This window comes from Arthrobacter sp. AG1021, from assembly GCF_003633665.1.
GTDB lineage: Bacteria > Actinomycetota > Actinomycetes > Actinomycetales > Micrococcaceae > Glutamicibacter > Glutamicibacter soli.
Window position 1 is genome coordinate 297,594 of the sequence record NZ_RBLB01000009.1, and the last position, 21,326, is coordinate 318,919.

At 64.9% G+C, this 21,326-nt stretch carries 20 protein-coding genes; 8 read left to right on the top strand and 12 right to left on the bottom strand.

The features are described from left to right. The first annotated feature begins 211 nt into the window (after positions 1 to 211). Positions 212 to 1,705 (top strand): D-serine/D-alanine/glycine transporter, encoded by a 1,494-nt coding sequence (gene cycA / locus DFO58_RS12565; protein WP_120991196.1) that lies wholly within the window; start codon positions 212 to 214, stop codon positions 1,703 to 1,705. An 88-nt stretch (positions 1,706 to 1,793) separates the two neighbouring features. On the opposite strand, the gene DFO58_RS12570 is transcribed toward cycA, so the two are convergent. Continuing rightward, positions 1,794 to 3,323, bottom strand: coding sequence for a GMC family oxidoreductase (locus DFO58_RS12570; protein WP_286163582.1), 1,530 nt, complete (start codon positions 3,321 to 3,323; stop codon positions 1,794 to 1,796). 231 nt (positions 3,324 to 3,554) lie between these two features. Here DFO58_RS12570 and DFO58_RS12575 point away from each other — a divergent pair, with 231 nt between their 5' ends. Beyond that, positions 3,555 to 4,118 carry a dihydrofolate reductase family protein gene (locus tag DFO58_RS12575; RefSeq protein WP_120991199.1) on the top strand — a complete coding sequence of 188 codons (564 nt, stop codon included), beginning with the start codon at positions 3,555 to 3,557 and terminating at the stop codon, positions 4,116 to 4,118. A 95-nt stretch (positions 4,119 to 4,213) separates the two neighbouring features. Here DFO58_RS12575 and DFO58_RS12580 read toward each other — a convergent pair whose 3' ends face one another. Next, a complete protein-coding gene (locus tag DFO58_RS12580; protein WP_047120234.1) occupies positions 4,214 to 5,662 on the bottom strand; it encodes an amino acid permease in 1,449 nt (482 codons plus the stop codon). A 420-nt stretch (positions 5,663 to 6,082) separates the two neighbouring features. On the opposite strand from DFO58_RS12580, the gene DFO58_RS18525 reads away from it, so the two are divergent. Beyond that, positions 6,083 to 6,409: a 4a-hydroxytetrahydrobiopterin dehydratase gene (locus DFO58_RS18525; RefSeq protein WP_053798906.1), complete on the top strand. Its 327-nt coding sequence runs from the start codon at positions 6,083 to 6,085 to the stop codon at positions 6,407 to 6,409. A gap of 9 nt (positions 6,410 to 6,418) precedes the next feature. Here the strand turns inward: DFO58_RS18525 and DFO58_RS12590 are convergent, their stop codons facing one another. After that, entirely contained in the window at positions 6,419 to 7,390 is a 972-nt protein-coding gene (locus DFO58_RS12590) for an EamA family transporter (RefSeq protein ID WP_052772512.1), read from the bottom strand. 129 nt (positions 7,391 to 7,519) lie between these two features. Between DFO58_RS12590 and DFO58_RS12595 the strand changes: the two genes are divergently transcribed. After that, entirely contained in the window at positions 7,520 to 8,068 is a 549-nt protein-coding gene (locus DFO58_RS12595; RefSeq protein ID WP_047120235.1) for a CGNR zinc finger domain-containing protein, read from the top strand. 97 nt (positions 8,069 to 8,165) lie between these two features. Continuing rightward, positions 8,166 to 8,474 carry a hypothetical protein gene (locus DFO58_RS12600; RefSeq protein ID WP_146955966.1) on the top strand — a complete coding sequence of 103 codons (309 nt, stop codon included), beginning with the start codon at positions 8,166 to 8,168 and terminating at the stop codon, positions 8,472 to 8,474. 16 nt (positions 8,475 to 8,490) lie between these two features. Here the strand turns inward: DFO58_RS12600 and rraA are convergent, their stop codons facing one another. The 6 genes from rraA to DFO58_RS12630 all read right to left on the bottom strand — a co-directional run bounded on the left by rraA (position 8,491) and on the right by DFO58_RS12630 (position 14,330). Next, positions 8,491 to 8,967, bottom strand: coding sequence for a ribonuclease E activity regulator RraA (rraA, locus tag DFO58_RS12605; protein ID WP_047120237.1), 477 nt, complete (start codon positions 8,965 to 8,967; stop codon positions 8,491 to 8,493). Positions 8,968 to 9,055: 88 nt separating this feature from the next. Continuing rightward, positions 9,056 to 10,453 (bottom strand): amino acid permease, encoded by a 1,398-nt coding sequence (locus tag DFO58_RS12610; RefSeq protein ID WP_231736049.1) that lies wholly within the window; start codon positions 10,451 to 10,453, stop codon positions 9,056 to 9,058. 205 nt (positions 10,454 to 10,658) lie between these two features. Then, complete coding sequence (locus DFO58_RS12615) at positions 10,659 to 10,958, bottom strand: hypothetical protein (RefSeq protein WP_047120238.1); 300 nt, start codon at positions 10,956 to 10,958, stop codon at positions 10,659 to 10,661. A gap of 38 nt (positions 10,959 to 10,996) precedes the next feature. After that, a complete protein-coding gene (locus DFO58_RS12620; protein WP_183043190.1) occupies positions 10,997 to 11,611 on the bottom strand; it encodes a DUF308 domain-containing protein in 615 nt (204 codons plus the stop codon). 119 nt (positions 11,612 to 11,730) lie between these two features. Continuing rightward, positions 11,731 to 12,960 (bottom strand): alpha-hydroxy acid oxidase, encoded by a 1,230-nt coding sequence (locus DFO58_RS12625; protein ID WP_053798908.1) that lies wholly within the window; start codon positions 12,958 to 12,960, stop codon positions 11,731 to 11,733. 56 nt (positions 12,961 to 13,016) lie between these two features. After that, entirely contained in the window at positions 13,017 to 14,330 is a 1,314-nt protein-coding gene (locus DFO58_RS12630; RefSeq protein WP_053798909.1) for an MFS transporter, read from the bottom strand. 151 nt (positions 14,331 to 14,481) lie between these two features. On the opposite strand from DFO58_RS12630, the gene DFO58_RS12635 reads away from it, so the two are divergent. Further along, positions 14,482 to 15,180, top strand: a complete 699-nt coding sequence (locus tag DFO58_RS12635) for a GntR family transcriptional regulator (RefSeq protein ID WP_120991204.1) — start codon at positions 14,482 to 14,484, stop codon at positions 15,178 to 15,180. Here DFO58_RS12635 and DFO58_RS12640 read toward each other — a convergent pair. Continuing rightward, the gene (locus DFO58_RS12640) at positions 15,133 to 16,473 is read right to left on the bottom strand and encodes an MATE family efflux transporter (protein WP_286163585.1); all 1,341 of its coding nucleotides are present in this window, start codon (positions 16,471 to 16,473) and stop codon (positions 15,133 to 15,135) included. The genes DFO58_RS12635 and DFO58_RS12640 overlap by 48 nt on opposite strands. Positions 16,474 to 16,618: 145 nt before the next feature. On the opposite strand from DFO58_RS12640, the gene DFO58_RS12645 reads away from it, so the two are divergent. After that, complete coding sequence (locus DFO58_RS12645) at positions 16,619 to 17,479, top strand: hydrolase (RefSeq protein ID WP_286163587.1); 861 nt, start codon at positions 16,619 to 16,621, stop codon at positions 17,477 to 17,479. Between the two features lie 50 nt (positions 17,480 to 17,529). On the opposite strand, the gene DFO58_RS12650 is transcribed toward DFO58_RS12645, so the two are convergent. After that, positions 17,530 to 18,717 (bottom strand): MFS transporter, encoded by a 1,188-nt coding sequence (locus DFO58_RS12650; RefSeq protein ID WP_286163606.1) that lies wholly within the window; start codon positions 18,715 to 18,717, stop codon positions 17,530 to 17,532. Between the two features lie 6 nt (positions 18,718 to 18,723). Continuing rightward, positions 18,724 to 19,494 carry a type II CAAX endopeptidase family protein gene (locus DFO58_RS12655; protein ID WP_047120245.1) on the bottom strand — a complete coding sequence of 257 codons (771 nt, stop codon included), beginning with the start codon at positions 19,492 to 19,494 and terminating at the stop codon, positions 18,724 to 18,726. Between the two features lie 298 nt (positions 19,495 to 19,792). Here DFO58_RS12655 and DFO58_RS12660 point away from each other — a divergent pair, with 298 nt between their 5' ends. Further along, entirely contained in the window at positions 19,793 to 21,076 is a 1,284-nt protein-coding gene (locus DFO58_RS12660) for an MFS transporter (protein ID WP_183043191.1), read from the top strand. Positions 21,077 to 21,326: the final 250 nt, after the last annotated feature.

The following is a 21,326-nucleotide window of genomic DNA, read 5'->3' on the forward strand; positions in this document are numbered from 1 at the left end:
CATCAGAACAGTGCCGCACTCGCGGGCACGCCCATGATGCTCCCCCGTGGTCGCGGCAGGCACTTGCTTTGAGCGCTTGAGCCTTATGCGGCCGAAAACAGGAGAACACCACGATGCGCGTGTTCGAAGGTAGCGCTGTCCGCGGACAGGCCCACCGGCTTGTCCCGGATTGCGTCGGGTGCGGGATCCCCCACTCCCGGAAGGCGCCTGAATGAGCTCAACCAGCTCTGCCCCCAAGCTCGAACGCGGACTCTCCAATCGCCATATCCAGCTCATCGCAATCGGCGGCGCCATCGGCACCGGCCTGTTCATGGGCTCCGGCAAGACCATCGCCGTCGCCGGCCCCTCGGTCATCTTCGTGTACATGATCATCGGCTTCATGCTCTTCTTCGTCATGCGCGCCATGGGCGAGCTGCTGCTGAGCAACCTCAACTACAAGACCTTCGCCGACTTCGCCGGCGACCTGCTCGGCCCCTGGGCCGCCTTCTTCACAGGCTGGACCTACTGGTTCTGCTGGGTTGTCACCGGCATCGCGGATGTCGTGGCCATCGCGCACTACGTCGCCTTCTGGTGGGGCGACCTGCCCCTGTGGATCCCGGGCCTGGCCTGCATCGTCCTGCTGCTGGTGCTGAACCTGAGCACCGTGAAGGCCTTCGGCGAAACCGAATTCTGGTTCGCCCTGGTCAAGATCATCGCCATCGGTGCGCTGATCGTGGTGGGTCTGGCCATGGTCATCACTGGATTCCAGCACAACGGCATCAGCTCTTCCTTCTCCAACCTCTGGGCGCATGGAGGTATGTTCCCGAACGGCGCCATGGGCTTCGTGGCCGGCTTCCAGATCGCAGTGTTCGCCTTCGTGGGCATCGAACTGGTCGGCACCACCGCGGCCGAGACCAAGGACCCGGAGAAGACCCTGCCCAAGGCGATCAACTCGATCCCGCTGCGCATCCTGTTCTTCTACGTCGGCGCGCTGCTGGTGTTGATGATGGTCGAGCCGTGGACGCTGTTCTCCGCCGAGGAATCCCCGTTCGTCGGCATGTTTACCCTGGCCGGGCTGGCCGGCGCCGCGGGCATCATCAACTTCGTGGTGCTCACCTCCGCCACCTCCAGCGCCAACTCGGGCATCTACTCGACCTCGCGCATGCTGCGCGGCCTGGCATTGGAAGGCGACGCCCCGAAGAAGTTCGAGCGGCTCTCCTCCCGCAAGGTGCCGCGCAACGCGCTGATGTTCTCATGCATGTTCCTGCTGGCAGGCGTCGCGCTGCTCTACAGCGGCGACTCGGTGATGGCGGTGTTCACGCTGGTGACCACCATTTCAGCCCTCTGCTTCATGTTCGTCTGGTCGATCATCCTGCTCAGCTACCTGGCTTACCGGGCCCGCCGCCCGCAGCTGCATGACGCCAGCGCCTTCAAGATGCCCGGCGGACGGTTCATGCCGTACGTCGTGCTGGCATTCTTCGTCTTCATCCTGTGGGCGTTGACCACCCAGGCCGACACGCTGGTCGCGCTGATCGCCACCCCGCTCTGGTTCATCGGGCTGGGCATCGGCTACCTGGTGGTCCGCCGCGATCCGAAGCACGAGGCGCTGCGCCTGGCCCACGCCGGCAAGGTCGCCCACGAGCGCCGCGAGGCGGCCGCCTACCGCAGCACCGTGTCAGCCGGCGCAGCCCAGGCCGAGAAGGCCAAGGAAAGCATCGACAGCTAGCGCCTTTGGGCAACCATCGAGGGCCTCGCTACGTCACGGGATGACGGTGCGAGGCCCTTGGCGTCAGCACGGGAGAACAGGCTGGCGGCTACCGGCTCGCGGCCAGGTCTTCCAGCAGGAACTTCGCGCCGAGCTCGCCGATCAGCACCGCCGGGGCGTTGGTGTTGCCGGTGGTGATGCGCGGCATGATGGACGCGTCGATGACCCGCAGGCCCTTCAGCCCGTTGAGCTTCAGCCGCGGATCCACCACCGCCTGCGCGTCGACGCCCATGCGGCAGGTGCCCACCTGGTGGTGGTAGGTCACCACGTTGTTGCGGATGTAGTCCTCCAGCGCCGCGTCGTCCTGCACCTCGGCGCCCGGATAGACCTCCACCGCTCCCCAGTCCCCAGCCAGCGCCGGCTGCGCCATGATGTCGCGGCACTGCTTGATGGAGAACAGGAACGCGTCCATGTCCCGCCGGTCATCCAGCGCGTTGAGGTCGATGCGCACCGGGTCGTCCAGCGACGGCCCGGACAGCGTCAGCTCGCCGCGGCTGTGCGGGGCAATGATGCCCGAGTGCAGGGTGAATGCCGTGCCTTGAACCGGTTCCATGCCCGGCGAGTACATCGGTACGGAGAAGAAGATCGGCTGGGTGTCGGGCACGTCCAGGTCCTCCCTCGACTTGGCGAACAGGTGGGTCTGCGACACCGAGACGCCGGTGCGCGGCGCCGGGATGTCCTTGGCAGTGGTCTGCCCGATCACCGGGGCCAGCAGGTGGTCGTGCAGGTTCTTGCCGACCTGCGGGGCATCCAGCAGCGGACCGACGCCGGCGGCCTCCAACTCCGCCGAGGGGCCGATGCCAGAACGCAACAGGATCTTCGGGGAGCCCAGCGCGCCGGCGCTGAGCACCACCTCGTCCGCGCGCAGCTCGTGCAGCTGCCCGCCGCTGCGGTAGCGCACGCCCACCGCCGCGCCGTCCTCGACCAGCAGCGAGTGAACCTGTGCGCCGGTGATGATCCGCAGCTTGTCGCGCACCGGCTTCAGGTAGGCCTTCCAGGTGTTGATGCGTTCGCCGTCGACGATGTTCACCTGCTCCTGGGAGACGCCTTCCAGGGATTGGCCGTTGTAGTCCTGGTTGTGCTCGACGCCGGATTGCACTGCGGCCTCGATGATCGACTGGTGGATCTCGTCCAGCGGGTACTTGTCGACTACGGGCAGCAGGCCCGCGCCGCCGCGCAGCTCGCTGGCGCCTCCGGAGAAGTTCTCGATGTCCTTGTAAACCGGCAGGACGTTCTCCCAGGCCCAGTCGGGGCTGCTGACGCTGGCCCAGTGGTCGAAGTCCTGCGGGGCGCAGCGCACCCAGATGGTGGCGTTCAGCGCATGCGAGCCACCCATGACCTTGCCGCGCGGCAGGTGCATCGGCTTGCTGGCGGTGCCGTTCATGGGCGCGGTGTAGTAGTCCCAGTCGTCCTCGCTGTGCCACAGCTCCCCCATGCGCGAGAGGTCGTGGATGGCGGGGTTGGTGTCCTCGTTGCCTGCCTCGAACAAGGTGACGCTGGCTCCGGCGTCCACGAGCCGGCGCGCGACCACCGATCCGGCCGAACCTGCGCCTACGACAATGACGGTTTTGTTCTCCACAATTCCCCTTTTCTCCCGTGCAGGCCAGCGCCGATGTCGGCTCCAGGTGTTGGCCGTGTCACACATATCGAACCTAGTCTGCTACGGATTCGGGATTTAGGGATTGGCCTGCAGCGCACGCGGGTTGGCTTCCAGCGCAGGACGGGTCCCATGCTGGCAGTGCGTTGCAGGCCCTTTCCAGCGCGCCCAGCGGTGCGTACCGTGGAAGCAACTTCGAAAGAGGCGGCGGCAATGCGCAAGGTTACCTATTCAATGTCCATGTCCATGGACGGATTCATCACCGGTCCGGATGGCGGAATCGACTGGAGCGTTCCGGGTGACGACATCTACCAGGCCTCCATCGACGAGGCGAAGAATCTCGGTGTCCAGTTCATGGGGCGCAAGCTCTACGAGGTCATGCTGTACTGGGAGACCGCCGCGGACAACCCGGAAAGCACAAAGCTGGATCTGGACTGGATCGCACTGTGGAACCCTCTGCCCAAGGTCGTGTTCTCCCGCACGCTGAATGAAGTGCAGGGCAACGCCCGGCTGGCCACCAGGTCCCTGGGCGAGGAGATCCAGTCGCTGAAGGCGCAGGGAGGCGACACGGAGATCGCCATCGGCGGGGCGGACCTGGCCGCCCAAGCGGCGCGGCTGGGACTGATCGACGAATACCGGATCAACCTGTTCCCGATAGTGTTGGGCGGCGGGACCCCCTACTTCGCCCCGGGCCTCGCCCGCACCAATCTGGAACTGCTCTCCGCCCAGGAGCTCAGCGGCGGGGTCATGCGTCTGTGCTACGAGGTCAAGCGGTAGGAGCGGCGCACACCCGAGCGCCGGGAACTGCGCATGAAATACGTGCAGGGCGCGTCCGCGAACGGACGCGCCCTGCACGCAGTGCCGGACAAACGCTACTTCTTGCGTCGTGCCCTGACGACTTCGAGCACCTTTTCTTCGGCGTCGACACCAGCGGGGATGCCGCCGGGGACCTTGAAGAAGAACAGCGCGCCCATGGCCCACCAGATCGCGAAGATCAGCCACGGCTGCCAGGTCAGCTGCGCCGGCATGCCGGGCATGTAGAGGCTGAACAAGCCGAAGGTCAGCAGCACCGAGGCCCAGCCGATGACCTCGCCAAAGCGGCCTTCGCCGCCCACGCGCAGCGGGCGGTCCATCTGCGGTTCCCGGCGGCGCAGCAGCAGGAAGGTCACGGACACCAGGAAGTAGGCGATGATGATGCTCGGGGCGCCCGAGTCCACCAGCCAGCCCAGCATGCGTTCGCCGAAGAACGGGGCAACCAGCGAGATGCCGCCGATGAACAGCAGCGCATTGTGCGGGGTCTTGTACTTCGGGTGCAGTCGGGCGAACCAGTCGGGCAGCATGCCGGAGCGGGCCAGCGAGAACACCAGACGGGACGCGCCCAGCAGCAGGGAGTTCCAGGAGGTCAGGATGCCCGCGATGCCGCCGGCGATCAGGATCTTGGCCATCAAATCCGAGTTGAACAGCGCGCCGAAGGCGTCGGCGGTGGCGATGTTGGCGTTCGCCAGATCCGCGGCCGGCATCGCCGAGGCGGTGGTCAGCACCACCATGACGTACCACAGGGTCGCCATGATGACAGCAATGACCACGAGCTTGCCGATCTGCCGCGAAGGGATCTTGACCTCTTCAGCGGACTGCGGGATCACGTCGAAGCCGATGAACAGGAACGGCACGGCCATCAGCACCGTGAAGAAGCCCTTCATGCCCGGGGTGAACCATGGCTCCATGTTGGCGGTTTCGCCGCCGGTGACCGAGCCGAAGATCATCAGCAGGCCGATGGCCAGCAGGAAGATCACGGTGAAGGTCTGGACCACGCCGGCCTGCTTCACGCCGCGGATGTTGATCCAGGTGATCAGGATGCCGGCCAGGACGCCGACCAGCGCCCAGGTCAAGTGGACCTCGAAACCTGCAATGGTCCACAGCGGGATCTGGCTCATGCCGGGGAAGATGTATTCAACGGTGCGCGGGAACGCCACGGCTTCGAAGGCCACGATCGTGACATAGCCGCCGGTGATCGCCCAGGAGCCGATGAAGGATGGACGCGGGCCAAGCGCACGCAGGATGAAGTTGTGCTCGCCGCCGGCCTTGGGCATGGAAGCGGTCAGCTCGGCGTAGGTCAGGCCGACCACGGCCATAATGCCGCCGCCGACCAGCACAGCGACGATGGTTCCCAGGGTTCCGGCGCTCGAAAGCCAGCCGCCGGTGAGGACCACCCAGCCGAATCCGATCATTGCGCCGAAGCCAAGGGCCAGGGCATCCCAGTTGCCCAAGGTCTTGGCCAGGGACACCTGTCCCGGATCCTTATTTGTACGTGTTGTGGACAACTTCGTCCCTTTCAGTCAAGCATGTGATGGCGTTGGAACACCGCCAAGAATCATCCCGTGACTGATACACCCCAATCGGCCGAAGTCACGGATTATTCGCCACCAAGCGACCAGCGGTAGAAAAGAATCGGTGAGCGGGCCGATGTATTGGCCATGGAACGACACCAGAATTGGCCAGCCGTCGATCTCATGAGAGAATATTCGTCACTCATTTGTACTCATCCTCAGTCAGGCCCGGCGCGCCGGCCCCGGACGGCGGCAGCAGCCGTGGTTTTCCGGCACCCGAATCCCGGTGCACCCGCTTCGTCCTGTGCAATGTCTGACACCTGTTGGCTTCCGGGGTGGACCCATGCCACGATGACCCGAAAAAGGGGCGTCGCGGCTCCTTGGAGCAGCGACATTGTTTTCGGAAGGATCGCCATGACGGAAACCGGGCCGTTGCCACGCGTGCAGGTGTGGCAATTGATGGATGAACTGCAGGATTGGGAACTGGGCGAAAGCTCGCTGGCTGTCAGCTATCGGTTCGACACAACCGCCACCGCGCTGGAATTCATCGCGGTCATCGGTCTGGCCGCCGAACAGCTCAACCACCACCCGACCGTCGACTGGCGCTACGAGTCCGTCCACGTGGGGATCTCGCTGCGCAGCGTCCACGGCATCGCGAAGCGGGACTTCGACCTGGCCGCCCGGATTTCCGAGGAAGCCGCAAAGCTCGAGGGGCTGGCGGTCGATGCCGCCTCCCGCTGACGGTTCGGGCTACAGCCGGGCGCTGCGCAGCTCGTCGACGCGAACCAGCACCACGCCGCCGACGATCAGCAGCCCGCCCAGCAGCTGCACCGGGCCGGGAAGCTCGGAGAGCAGCAGCCAGGCCCACAGCACCGCGAATAGCACCTCGGTCAGCGAGATGAAGCTGGCGACCTTCGAACCCAGCGCCCGCGCCGCCATCACGCCGGTGGTGTAGGAGAAGACCGTGGAGATCAGGATCAGGCCGATGAGCGCGAGCCACCACGGGGTTTCGTAGCCGGCGAATGAACCGGTGCCGGTGGAGAACTCCATGGGCAGGATGCCGAAGGCGGCCACCGCGACCATGGACAGGGCGCCGATCGCCATGCCTCCGGCGGAGAGCATGATCGGCGGCAGCGCTCCATCCACCCGGGCGCTGATGAAGAAGTACACGGTCAGCCCAACCGCCGCGCCCAGCCCCCACAAGACGCCGATCGGGTCGATGTCCGAAGTGCCGGTCAGGTCCAGCACCGCCACCAGGCCGCCCAGGGCGAGCAGGGTCCCGGCAATCGTGGCCACCGACGGGCGCTTCTTGTGGCGCACCCACAGCACCAGCACGATCAGCACCGGAGCCAGGTACTCCAGCAGCAGTGCCACGCCGACATCCAGTCGCTGCACCGCCAGGAAGTAGCACAACTGGCAGGCGCCCACGCCGAACAGGCCGAACAGCAAGATCGACACCCAGTTGGTGCGCAGCAGGGTCCAGCGGCCGCGCATGGCCAGCATGGCCGGGATCGCCAGCACCAGTGCCGCGCCCGCCATGCGCGCGGTCACCGCGGCGACCGGCGACCATCCAGCTTCGAAGAGCCCGCGGGCGAAAGTTCCGGAAATGCCGAACGCCGCCGAGGACGCCAGCGCAATCCAGACTCCGCGGGCGGAGTTGGAAACGCGCGGGGCAGCCGTGCGCAGGGCAGGGGAATCCAGCGGTTCCTCAGGGTGAGTCATCAAGTGTGCGGTGCTTTCAAAGAACTTCCGCCGGCTCGATGTCGATCCGGCGGAGATGGGACATATGTTCCAGACGATACGGTTAGGCTTGAAGCACAGTCAATCCGCTAGCTCGTTCAGGACTGAATTATGACTTTTACGCCCGATATCGAAGCCTCGTTGAAGGTCATCGTGAACCTCTTGAACACCGAGGTGCAGATCGTTGACATGCTTTCCAGCGTGGCGGACCTGGACGAATTCCTGGACTCGCAGCATTTCACCGCGGACCGCGCCCACAACCAGGCCGAGCTGCGTTCCATCCGGCAACTGCGCTCGCAGCTCAAGAGCATCTGGACGGCCTCCGAGGAAGATGCGGTGTTCCGCGTCAACCAGATCCTGCGTACCGCTAACGCCCAGCCGCAGCTGATCAAGTCCCCGAAGCGCGGCTACAAGTTGCATGCGACCACCACGAGCAGCCCGCTCTACGACCGTTTCGCGGTGAATGCCGCCATGGCCTTGGCCGAGGTCATTCTCGCCGGCGGGCTGGAACGCCTGCGCATCTGCGCTTCCACCGACTGCAAGAACGCCTTGCTGGATCTCTCGCGGAACCGTTCAAAGCTGTACTGCGATGCGGGAAACTGCGCCAACCGGGAGCACGTGCGGGCCTACCGCGCCCGCAAGGCTTCCGTCGGCAAATAACTTCGAAATTTGGGGATCCCTATTCGCCTTTGGCGATGCCGAACTCTAAGATGAAGACATACCCGGCACGCCGAGTGTCATGTCGAAAGGACAGGTCATGACCGAAGAAACACATGCATCCTCCGGCTTCGAGGCACGTTTGGAAGCCGTCAAGACCGGCCCGTTGCGGGCCGCAGGACGCTGGGTCGTGGCCCTGGCCTCCGCCACCTTGGGCGACGCCGAATTCGAAGCCAATGAACCGCAGGTAGTTGTGCATTCCCGGTTGGATGATTCCGTGCTGCTCAGCCTGCATACCTCAAGCCTAGAGGAAGCCGAACGGCTGATCGTCCAGATCCGCGAGGACCTGGATTCGATGACCATCGAGGAGTTCAAGAACGAGTGGCTCCCGGCCAACGACGACCACTGATCGGCCCGGCCACGTCCTAGTGCTGGACGAGGATTCCGTCGATGTCGGCGTAGACCATGGCTCCGGGGCGGATCTTCACGTCCCCGATGCTGATGGTCTCGTCCACGGTGCCGTGGCCGCGCTTCACGGTCTTGCGCGGGTTGCTCCCGATCGCCTTGATGCCCAGCTGCAGGCCGGCCAGTTCGGCGCGGTCGCGCACTGCGCCGTGGATGATGATGCCCGCCCAGTCGTTCGCCTCGGCGTTCTTGGCGATCATGTCGCCCAGCAGCGCAAAACGCAGCGACCCTCCGCCGTCCACCACGAGCACCGCGCCGTTGCCCGGGAAGCTCAGGGTTTCCTTGATCAGCCCGTTGTCCTCATGGCATTTGATGGTGCGGGCCGGGCCGTGGAATGACAGCCTGCCGCCGAAATCTTGGAACTGGACAGAGATCGACTGCAGGTCGTCCCCGTGCTGGTCGTAGAGGTCTGCGGTGCTGACTGGATCTTGATGCATGGGGTCCTCCCGGGCAAGGAATCGTAGGTATCCGACACCTGACAGCCTAGCCGCAGTTGCCCCGAAGCGCGGGGGCGGCCCCTGCGTGTTACTTCAGGCGGTGTTCCGCCTTGTAGTCGACCTCGGTCAGTCCGCCGAGCCGCGAATGGCGGCGTCCGTAGGCCAGGTAGATCAGCGCGCCGATGAGCATCCAGATGCCGAAGACCACCCAGGTAATGCCGGCCAGGTTGAACATCAGGTAGAGGCAGGCCGCAATGCCCAGCAACGGAACCACCGGGTACAGAGGCACCCGGAAGGTGCGCGGGGCGTCCGGCTGGGTGCGGCGCAGGTACATGACCGAGACGCCCACCAGGGCGAAGGCGAACAGTGTGCCGATGCTGGTCGCTTCGGCCAGCTGGCCCAGCGGAATCAGCGCCGCGGTCACCGCGACCACCGAACCGGTCACCAGGGTGCCGACCACCGGGGTGCGGGTTTCGGCGGACACCTTGCCGAAGAAGCGCGGGATCAGCCCGTCGCGGGCCATGGACAGCAGGATGCGGGTCTGGCCGTAGAGCACGGTCAGCACCACCGAGACGATCGCGACCACCGAGGCGAGCGCGAAGAAGAACGCAAGCCACGGCCGGCCGGTGATCTCGGAGACGATCTGCACCAGGGCGGCTTCGGATTCGCCGAACCATTCCCAGTTGCGCGCGCCCACTGCGGCCACGGCCACCAGCACGTAGATGGCGGTCACCAGGGCCATGGCGATCAGGATGGCGCGCGGCAGGTCGCGCTGCGGGTTCTTCGCTTCCTCGCCTGCGGTGGAAGCGGCGTCGAAGCCGATGTAGGAGAAGAACACCATCGAGGCGGCGCCGCTGACACCGGCGATGCCCATGGGCAGCAGTGGTTCGAAGTTTCCCGAGTCGAAGGCGGTGAAGGCGACGATCACGAAGAAGATCAGGATGGCGATCTTGATCATCACCATGACGGTGTTGGCCAGGGCCGACTCGCGGGCGCCGCGCACCAGCAGGAAGGTCGCAAGAACGACAACCAGCAGGGCCGGCAGGTTGACCAGCCCGCCATCGGCTGCACCGGCGGAGAGGTAGTCGGGCAGGGACAGGCCGAAGATCTCCAGCGTCTGGTTGACGTAGGCTCCGGCGCCGACCGCGACCGCCGCGGCGGAGACCGCGTATTCGAGCACCAGGCACCAGCCGCAAATCCAGGCGATGCCCTCGCCGAGCGTCACGTAGGAATAGGAATAGCTGGATCCCGAGACCGGGACCATGCCTGCCATCTCAGCGTAGGACACGGCCGAGAGCAGTGCGGTGATCCCGGCGATCACGAATGCGATCCAGGTGGCAGGACCGGCCTTGGGCACCGCATCTCCCAGGATCACCAGGATGCCGGTGCCGAGGGTCGCTCCCACGGAGATCATGACCAGCTGGAAGACGCCAAAGGTGCGTTTGAGCTGACCCATGCCTGCGTTGTCCGCCGCGTCTCTGGTCATTGCGGCAATGGACTTGCGTCGCATCAACTGGCGCCCCAGTGGGGTGCCGTCTTCGGACGTGCTCTTGCTGGTACTGCTCACTTGATTCCTTAGTTAGTGCACTGCACGTGCGCTGGGGCACGCTCGGCTCCACCAAACGACAAAGCGCCGGGACTTCCTCAGACGGACAGTCCCAGCGCGTCGCGACGCTTGGTCAAGTTTATTATCAGTCTTTTTTAAACTTCTTGTCCGGGTTGGCCGAGGATCGATTCACCCCGGTGCCCTTGCCCAATTCCGGGTCGTTTTCCTTCGACGCCATGGTCAAGACGGAAATGACCAGCAGGCTGGCGACAAAGGCGATGCCGAAGCAGGCCAGTCCGACATCCAGTCGGATCTCGTTCTGAGATCCACCGGTCGAGGTGATCATGCCGACGCCGCCGGCGACGAGGGCCAAAATCAAAGAGAAGCTCAGCGGGCCCTTGATGGACTGGCTCCACGGCTGCTTCTTCTTCGGGTTGTTTCCCACCGGGAACTCCGTTTCTACTTTTGCTGAGGTCGTCAAGGCTAGTTGGTCCCGTCGGTGCCGGGATTCGAGGTGCCGCCGGTTTCCAGGCCGTCAGCGGCCTCGCGGGCTTTCATTTCATGTCGATGGCCGAAACCGGCGATCAGGACGAACACGGCGAGCACGATGGCGCCGCCGCCAATGACGCCGAACATTGCGTGGGCATCCATGTTGAAACCAAAAATCGTCGCAGCGGCCAGAATCAATCCGACCACGCCGGTGACCAGCTGGTTGCGGAATGGCGGGAACTGGGCGCGCAGGGTGAAGAAGACGTACAGCTCGACCAGGCCGGTGACCAGGAAGGCGAAGGCGGCCAGGAGGCCGATCCACATGGTTGTGGTGGCGAAGATGGTGGCGATGCCTGCCATCAGCATCAAGCCGGCGCCCAGCGCGTAGGGGCCGCGCGACTTCTCGGGAGCGCTGTCCACGGTGACGTACTGCCACATGAACACGCCGGTGACCACAAGGAACGCCGCCGTCGAGTAGGACAAGACCTTCTCGTCGGCGCCCACCCAGAAGATGGACAGCAGCGCGTAGATCGCCGCAGTCAGGCCACGCAGCAATACGGGGCGGAAGACATCTTGGGCTTGAACTTGAGTGGTTTTTGGTGCTGGCACGCTTTCCATTCTACCGCCGATAGAACTATCCGCCACTTTGGCCGGGCTTAATCACACCGGCCCGCGAACCGTCCTTCCAAGGGGAGGTTCGCGGGCCGGCGACGCCGAGGCAATGCCCGCTAGCCAACGGTGGTGCGCCGGCGAATCAATTCTGGGGTGAGGTCCTTGATGCTTGCAGCTCCCATCAACTGCATGTTGACCTCTACTTCCTTGGCCAGCATCTCAATGGCGCGGGTGACACCCTGTTCGCCGCCGGCCATCAGGCCGTACAGGTAGGCGCGTCCGATGAGTACAAAATCCGCTCCGGCGCACAGGCTGGCCACGATATCGGCACCGGACATGATGCCGGAGTCCATGATGATCTCCATCTCCTCGCCGACTTCTGCGCGCACCTCGCCCAGGGCTTCGAAAGCGATCGGCGCCCGGTCCAGCTGGCGTCCGCCGTGGTTGGAAACAACCAGGCCGTCCGCGCCGGCGGCTTTTGCCTTGGCGGCGTCCTCGGTGGTGAGCACTCCCTTGACGAAGAGCTTGCCTTTCCACAGCTCGCGGATCCATTTCAGGTCCTCGAAGTCCAAGGAAGAGTCGAACATCGAGTTGATGATGGTCGGCAAGTCCGCCGAGGTATCGGACAGCGAGGCGAATTTCAGCGAATCGGTGGTCAGGAAGTTGAACCACCACTCCGGGCGGTAGGAGGCATCCAGCACGGTTTTCAGGGTCAGCTCCGGCGGAATCTTCATGCCGTTGCGGGTGTCGCGGAAGCGCTGCCCCGCCACCGGGGTGTCCACGGTGACCAGCAGGGTGTCGAATCCTTCGGCGGCGGCGCGCTCGACGAGCGCTTTCGACTTCTCGCGGTCCTTCCACAGGTAGAGCTGGAACCACTTGCGCCCCTCAGGGGCCGCCTGGGCGACCTCCTCGATGGAGCGGGTGCCCATGGTGGAGAGGCTGAAGGGGATCCCCGCCTTCATCGCCGCGCGCGAGCCACCGATTTCGCCTTCGGAGTGCATGAACCGGGTAAAGCCGGTCGGGGCGATGCCGAAGGGCAGGGCCGAGTGCCCGCCGGCGATGGTGGTGGACAGGTCCGAATGTGCGGTGCCGTGCAGGATGCGCGGCAGCAGTTCCACCGAGTCGAAGACCCGGCGTGCCCGGTCCGCGGTGATCTCACGACCGGCGGCGCCATCCACGTAGTCGAAGGCCGCGGTGGGCGTGCGGCGCTTGGCGATCTTGCGCAGGTCCCAGAGGTCGGCGGCCGCTGCCAAGCGGACCGCGCGGCGGTCGGCGGATGGAACCTTGAACCTCATCAGGCTCACCAGTTCACCCAGATCCGGCAGTTGGCGCTTGAGGTTTCCCATGTCGTTGTTCCTTAGGTAGTACTCGTGGTTGGCAATGGTGGCGCGCGGGCGCCAGCCTAGTACAGCTGGCGTTTGGCCGCGCGGGTCCCCAGGTAGATGGCGATGACCGAAGACAGGCAGCAGGCGGCCAGGTAGGTGGCGGGCAGGGTGATCGAGCCGTTGCCCAGTTCCAGCAGCGCCGCGGCGATCAGCGGGGAGAGCCCGGCAACCAGTGCCCCGTTCAGCTCACGGGCGATGGCGATGCCGGAGAAGCGCACCTTAACCGGGAAGAGTTCGGTCAGGAACGCGCCCTGCGCACCGGAGGTGCACGGGATGATCAAGGCGTAGCCGGCGGCCACGGCCAGCAGGCCGAGCACGAACTGGTCGGTTGAGAACATCCAGAAGATCGGGAAGGCCAGCAGCACACCGGAGATGTTGCCGGCCGCCAGCACCTTGGAGGCCCCGAAACGGTCGGCCAGCCAGCCGCCCACCGGGGTCAGCAGCACCGAGACCAGCGAGCCGAGGGTGACTGCCAGGAGTGCCGACGAGCGATCCATGCCGGAGGAGACCATCAGACTGATCGAGAAGACCGCGATGATGTAGTTGACCGCGTTGTGCCCGGTGATGGCGAAGAACCCGAGGACGACCCGCGGGGTGTGGGATTCGAAGACCTCGCGCACCGGCAGCTTGGCGCTGTCGGCGTTGGCCTTCGCCGCGGCCATGGTCTTGGCGTATTCAGGGGTTTCCTCGAGCTTGTTGCGGATGTAGATGGCCACCACGAACAGCAGGGCTGAGATCAGGAACGGGATGCGCCAGGCCCAGCCCAGCAGCACCTCTTCGCCGAGAAACGACACCGCGAAGAAGCAGATGGTGGCCAGCGCGATGCCCAGCGGAGGGGTCGAGAGGACCAACGAGGTGTAGAAGCCGCGCTTCTTGGGTTCGGCGTATTCGGCGACCAGCGTCATGGCGCCGGTCAGCTCTGCGCCCGCGCCGAATCCCTGCACCAGGCGGAAGAACACCAGCAGCCCCACGGCCCAGGCGCCCCAGGTCTGTGCAGTGGGCAGCAGCCCGATGCCCACTGTCGCGACGCCCATCAGGATGATCGACAGCAGCATCGCCGGGCGGCGCCCGTAGCGGTCGCCCAGGTGCCCTATGACCACACCGCCCAGCGGGCGGGCGACGAAGCCCACGGCGAAAGTGGCAAAGGCCGCAATGGACGCGGCGGATTCGCCGGCTCCGGAGAAGAAGAGTGGGCCGATCACCACGGAGGCGGCGGCGCCGTACAGCGCATAGTCGTACCACTCGATGGCGGTTCCGAACACCGAAGCGAAAAGTGCCCTGCGGCGGTTTCGCTGCGCCTGGGCGCTTGCAGCGTGCTGAAGTGTGGTCACGGAAGTGGTCTCCTTCGTCCGGATTTCAGCTGTGAGATTCCTGAAATATATTTCAATCCAGACTAAGGTGTTCTCGGGATCAAAAGTGAACTGGATCCCAAACATTACAAAAAATTCCGGTCGCTGCGGGCACCGAGAAAAATGGGGGCTCATGGCAGGTTCTATCTCCGAGCGACTGACCGTCACCTTGCGCGAGCGTATCAACAGCGGCGTCCTGGCTCCCGGCTCCATGCTCATCGAACCCGCGCTCGCCCAGGAATTCAACGTCTCCAAGACCCCGGTGCGCGAATCGCTGCGCCAGCTGACCAGCGAGGGACTGCTGCAGATCCTGCCGAAGAAGGGCTATCTGGTCCGCGCCATCTCGATGAACGACGTCTACGAAGTGCTCGAAATGCGCCTGCTGCTCGAACCGCATGTGTGCAGCCAGGTGGCCCGGATGCACAGCGCCCAGCTGATCCAGAGCCTGCAGGGGCTCCTGGACGACCAGGAGCGGCTCGCGGTCAGCGACCCGATCGCCTCGATGCATGCCGCCCGGCTCTTCCACACCGAACTGACCCATGCGGCGCGTAACTCCCGGATCCTCGCGGCGCTGGACACCTGCTTCGCGCAGACAGCCCGCGCCCACTACGTCCTGCCGGCCATGCAGCCCTACATGTCCCAGTCGGAAGAAATCGCCGAGCACCGCGCGATCCTGGCCGCGCTGGCCCGGGCCGATGCCGACGGCGCGGCGCAGGCCATGCGCTCGCACCTGGCTTCGATCCGCTCCGCCATGCTGGGCCTGCCCAGATCTGAAACCGCGGGATCAGGCGCCCAGGCGCATCCATGCGGTGCCGCGCGAACGCACGAATAGCGTCACGCCGCGCGACGCCATGTAGCCCAGCGAGAAGGCGATCCAGATCCAGACCAGCGCGCTGTGCGGGTCTTGGGCAAAGCGGTGCACCGCCCAGAGCATCGGCGCGTAGACGGCGAGGTTCAGCGCGCCGACCAGTCCCAGGTAGCGGGCGTCCCCCGCGCCGATCAGCACGCCGTCCAGCACGAAGACCAGCCCGCACAAAGGCTGCGCGAGCGCCAGCACCCACAGCCCGACGGTGGTCAGCGAGCGGATCTGCTCGTCTGCGGTGAAGACCATCGGGAACACCCATGAGGTCGCCAGCAGGAATGCCCCGGTAGCGAGGCCGAAGTAGATGCCCCAGCGGCTCATGATCCCGGTCAGCTTGCGCACCTGCTGAGCGTCCCCGCGGCCCAGCTCCTTGCCGATCATCGCCTGCGCGGCGATGGCCAGCGCGTCCAGCGCGAAGGCCAGGAACGAGAAGACCGTGAAGACCAGCTGGTGGGCTGCCAGGGTCTGCTCCCCGGCACTGGTCGCCACCACCACGGTGAGCAGCAGGGCGGCGCGCATGGTCAGGTTGCGCAGCATCAGCCAGGAGCCGACCTGCCCGGTGGAGATGAAGCCGGACCAGCTCGGGGCCAGGGGCACGTTTTCCCGGCGGATCCGGGGCATGATCATCCACAGGTACACCAGCGCCATGATCCACTGGGCGATGGAGGTGCCCAGCGCGGCTCCGGCCACGGACAGGCCCGCGCCGTAGACCAGGGCGAAGTTCAGCACGATGTTCAGGCCGAACCCCGCGGTGGCTACCACCAGCGGGGTTTTGGTGTCCTGCATGCCGCGCAGGATGCCGGTGGCCGCGAAGACCAGCAGCATGGCGGTCAGTCCGGGCAGCGAATAGTGGATGTAGTCGACGGCGAACTGCGCGGTCGCCCCTTCGGCGCCCATGGCCCGGACCACCGCGTCGGCGCCGAGATACCCGGCAATCGTCAGCAGCGCACCCAGCGCAACAGCGAACCACATGCCGTCGCGGCCGGCGGCCATGGCCCGGGCAGGCTGCCCGGCGCCGAGCGCCCGCGCCACGGCGGGGGTGGTGGCGTAGGCCAGGAAAATCATCAGGCCCACCGCGGTTTGCAGCACCGTGGTGCCCAGCGCGGCGCCGGCCAGCTCGGCGACACCCAGGTGTCCCACGATGGCCGAATCGGCAATCAGGAACAGCGGTTCGGCGATCAGCGCGCCCAAGGCGGGCACTGCCAGTGCCAGGATCTGGCGGGAATTGCTGCGGTTGGGTTCAACGGGCGTAGGTGGGCTCACCTGCTCCACTCTACGAAGCCCCACCCCCAAGTCGCCATTCGGCGTCGCGACGCTACGCGATTCCCGCGGCATGGCTATTCCGTCGGCGTCCGTCGCTGGGCATACTGGGGAGCACCGAACACTGCACCTGGCGAAAGGCAACCCGGTGATCCGAGATATTCCAGCGAGCGCTGCGCCCAGCGGTTCCGTACGGCATTGGCAGTGCGCAGGCTGCGCCGTCGAGTTCCCGCCCGGTTCCAAGCCCACCGGCCAATGCCCCATCTGCGCCGATGAACGCCAGTACATCCCGGGCGGAACCCAGCGCTGGGTGAGCACCGAGGAACTCGTCGCGGCGGGCCGCGACCTGGAGTTCACCACGCTGGAACCGGGACTGACCGCGGTGACGGCGCCGGAGGTGGGTATCGGCCAGAGTGGCCTGCTGCTGGAAACGGCAGCGGGGTCGCTGCTTTTCGACGTCCCGGGAATCATCACCGACGAGGCGGTCCGGCGGATCTCGGAGCGCGGTCCGCTGCGGGCCATCGTAGCCAGCCACCCGCACATGTACGGGGTGCAGCAGCAGTACAGCCAAGCCCTGGGCGACCCGCCGATCTATGTGGCCCGCAAGGACGCCGGGTGGGTCCAGTATTCCTCGAACGCAGTTGTCGAATGGGACGAACCCTTCGAAGTGCTGCCTGGAGTCTGGCTGCACCAGGTCGGCGGGCACTTCCCCGGAAGCACGGTGGCCCTGTGGCCGGCGGGAGCCGGAGGCCGGGGCGTCCTGCTGGCGGGAGACGCGATTTTCCCCGTGGCCGATGGCAACGTGACGTTCCTGCGCAGCTACCCCAACCGCATCCCGCTTTCCGCCGCGGTGGTGCGCCGGCTGGCGGCCAAGGTCGGCGAGCTGGAGTTCGACCGGCTGTACAACAACTTCTCCAGCGTGGTGCCGCGCGATGCCCACCGCATCGTCCAGTTTTCAGCCGAACGCTACGCGCGCTGGGTTGGTGGGCACTTCGACCACCTGACCTGAGCGGGAAGAATTTTATATTCTTTTCATGGAATATAATGGATTCCTGCTGGTCAGCGCGATCTCGTGGGCCTCAGGAAGGAGGCCAGGAGCATTGCCGCCAGCTGCAGTCCGCCGACGCAGAGCACAACCAACGGCCAGCCGTGGCCCATGAATGGGATGCCGATCAGCCAGCCGAGCAGCGAGGATCCGATGTAGTAGAAGAGGTTGTACAGGCTGGCTGCCTGCGCTCGGGCCTGCGACGCGAGAACCGGCACCCAGCCGCTGGCCACCGCATGGGCGGCGAAGAAACCCGCGGTGAAGACCAGCAGCCCGGCGATGATCACGACCAGACTCCCGCTCAGCGTGGCGATCAGGCCGAGGACGCTGGTGAAGATGCTGCCCAGCAGGGTGTTTTTCCTGCCGAACTTGATGACCAGCTTCCCGCTGGCCACCGAGGTGTAGGTGCCGGAGAGATAGGCCAGGAACACCAGGGCGGCCAGCGAGGTTGGGATCAGGAACGGCGGGGCTTCAAGCCGGAATGCCAGGTAGTTGTACACGGCGACGAAGCCGCCCATGAGCAGGAAGCCCTGCGCGTAGAGCAGCACCATCCGTCCCCGCAGCGCTTGGGCGAACTTCGCTCCGATGGACCGCAGGTTCCGGTTGCGGATCGGTGTGAAGCCCCGGGCCACGGGCGCCTTGGCCAGGAAGAAGAGTGTCGCCAGCGCAGCCATCAGGCTGACCGCCGCGACGCCCCAGCGCCACCCGGCAGGTTCGCCCGCGAATCCGGCCAGCAGGCGCCCGGCCAAGCCTCCGAGGGTCGTGCCGGAAATATAGGTGCCGCTGGCCACCGCCACGGTTTTCGCGCTGACCTCGTCCACCAGATAGGCCAGGGCGCTGCCGGGCACCCCGGCCAGCGCGATCCCTTCGAGGAAGCGGATGGCCACCAGCCACTGAAAGCTCGGAGCCGCGGAGCTGAGCAGCCCCAGGACCACCGAGGCCACCAACGCGATGGCGATGACCCTGCGGCGCCCGATGCCGTCGGAAATGATGGCCCAGGGGGTGACTGCCAGCGCAAGGCCGAGGGTCGCGGCCGAGACCGTGAGCGCCGCGTCCGAGGAGGAGACCGCAAAGTACTCGGCGATAACCGGGAGCAGCCCCTGCACCGCGTACAGCTGGGAGAAGGTGGCGACACCGCCGGCAAAGAGCGCCAGCAGCATGCCCCGATAGGCGGGGGTGCCGGGTTCGTGGCCGCTGAACACCAAGAGCTAGATTCCCTGCGGCAGCAGCGGGTAGACCAGGTAGACCATCAGCAACGCGATGGCGTTGTTGATGACATGCAGCATGTAGGAGTAGGCCATTGATTTCCCGGACAGGATATAGGCCACCGACATCATCACGCCCAGCATGATGTAGGGAAGGATCTCGGTCCAATTCCCGATGCCGGAACCGACGAAGTGGATGCTGGCGAAAGCCACCACGGAAATGACCGCGCAGACCCAGACATTGAGCTTGCGCGAGAGCTTGCCGATCAGCAGATGCCTGAACAGGTATTCCTCCACGAACGGACCGAACAGCGCCGTCACCACCAGCATGACCGGCAGCGGCACCGCGTTGGACATCTCTTCGAGCATCGCCTGGTTCTCGCTCGTGGCCATCTGTCCTACGAACAGCGAGACGATCGCGGTGGAGAAGATGGTGATGATCCAGCCTCCGGGCAGCATCAGCCACTTAGCCCACGGGTAGTACCGCATGGTCTTGAACGAGTCGAAGAACTGCGGCCCGCACTGGATCATCGCCAGCACGAAGAATGACACGTAGAGGATCAGGTTGATGCCGAAGAGCGCCTGCTGCTCGGTTTCGAAGGCACCGATGTAGCCGGGGATCAGCCCGATCAGGCTCGCCCCGCCGAGCACGAAGAACACGATGTAGGCCAGCACGGTGAACAGATCGCCGCGGGTGAACCGCCCTGCGTCGAATACACGCTGTCTGCGTCGGGGAACAACAGGATAGTTCGGGTAGTCAGGCAGCTGGTGCATGTTTCCTAGCCTATCCGCCCCTGCTGTGGATCCGCCGTGTTCGAGCAGGCCGCCGTGATCCCGATAGGCCGCGGATGGCACATCCGAGCCATCAGGAATCCACGCAGGCACGTGCGAATGAGATCGTGCCCACCGAAGAGTTCCGAAGAATCAGGACCCTGCAATTAATCGTTTCCACCCACAATCCCGAGCCCGAGTCCCGCACTGGATGTGGCAAGCCAGAAAATACCCTTGGCGCGTCATTTGGCTAGAATCTAAGAAGCCTGCGTTGCAGGAGAGATCACTGTTATCGAGGTCCATGAAAACCAGCTCCTCCCGTTTCGAGGTTTCGGTGCTTCTTGGCACCCAAACACTCTTCAATATCGGTTTCTACGCAGTAGTTCCCTTTCTCGCGGTAGTTCTGGCCAAGGACTTCTTGCTTGCTTCTGCCGCGGTAGGGCTGATTCTCGGTATCAGGACCTTTGCCCAGCAAGGCCTCTTTTTAGCCGGCGGCAGCCTCGCGGACCGCTTCGGCGCCCGGATCATGATTTTGATTGGCTGCGCGGTGCGCGCTTCGGGCTTCCTCATGTTGGCGGCTTCCCTCTGGGGTAGCAGCCCAATACTCTGGCTGTTCATCCTGGGGACCTTGTGCACCGGATTCGGCGGGGCACTTTTCTCCCCGGGTCTGAATATTCTGGTGGCGAATGCCCAGAAGGCACTCGATCAGCAGCGGGCCGCCGAAGCCAAACGCGCTACACTCTTTGCCTGGTTGAGCATCACCGGCGAAATAGGCGCCGTCACCGGACCGCTGGTCGGTGCCACCCTGTGGGGATGGGGTTTTTCGACGGTTGCCGGTTTTGGATCTGCCTTTTTTGTCGCCATCGGCATCTTCCTTGCCGTGGCCCTGCGCAAGCCGGCAACCACCGACGTCCCGAACCAATCCGCCAATTATGTCCCCGTGCCGCCTCCTCGCAGCGGAAGCCTGCGGCAGTGCCTCAAGGACCGGAGGTTCCTGGCATTCTGCGGACTGCACGCGGCAGACCTCCTGGCCTACAATCAGCTCTACCTCGCCATCCCGCTCGAGCTCGAACGGCTGAATCATCCGACCCAGTGGCTGGGGGTGCTCTTCGCGTGGATTTCCATCCTGACCTTGGCCCTCCAGCTTCCAGTTTCATGGGTTGCCGCTCGCATCGGCGCCGAGGCCACCTTGCGCTGCGGATATTTGCTCAGCGCCTTGGGATTCGGCGTGCTCGCATTTGTGCCAGCCTCGGCCTTCGAACCAGACGCGGGGTTGCTGCGGATTCTCTGTGCCATCACCTTGCTGACGTTGGGGCATATGAGCGTGCATCCGACAGCACTCTCGCTGGTTCCCCAATTTGCCGGCGAACGCCCAACCGGTTCCTACTTCGGATTGCTCGCCAGCTGCGGAGGTCTGGCGGTGCTGCTGGGAAATGTCCTCATCGGATGGTTGGCGACCCAGGCGGGCCAGCTGGTAGTGCCAGGCTTCCTGCCGTGGATGGTGCTGATCCTGCCCTTGCTGCTGGCTTCCTGGCGGGCCGCCGGCATTGCCCGCGGCGTGGGCACAGCGCCAGACAGGACGTGAACTGCAGCACACTTGGTCAACGGTGTACAGAACTTCCAAATTCCATAGCAACTCCCCCCTACTCAATGTGATTTTTGAGCGAACCCGTGATGGAAGCATGTTTTCCCAGGAGCCTCGCTCGCGATCACACCGCCAAATATTCCAGGCGATTAGGATACGCTTACCAAGGCTCTATTGCATTAGAAGCTAATTCATCACGTAATGCCGAAGGACTTCCATGAACCTTGGACGACTGAGCGCAACCGCAGTA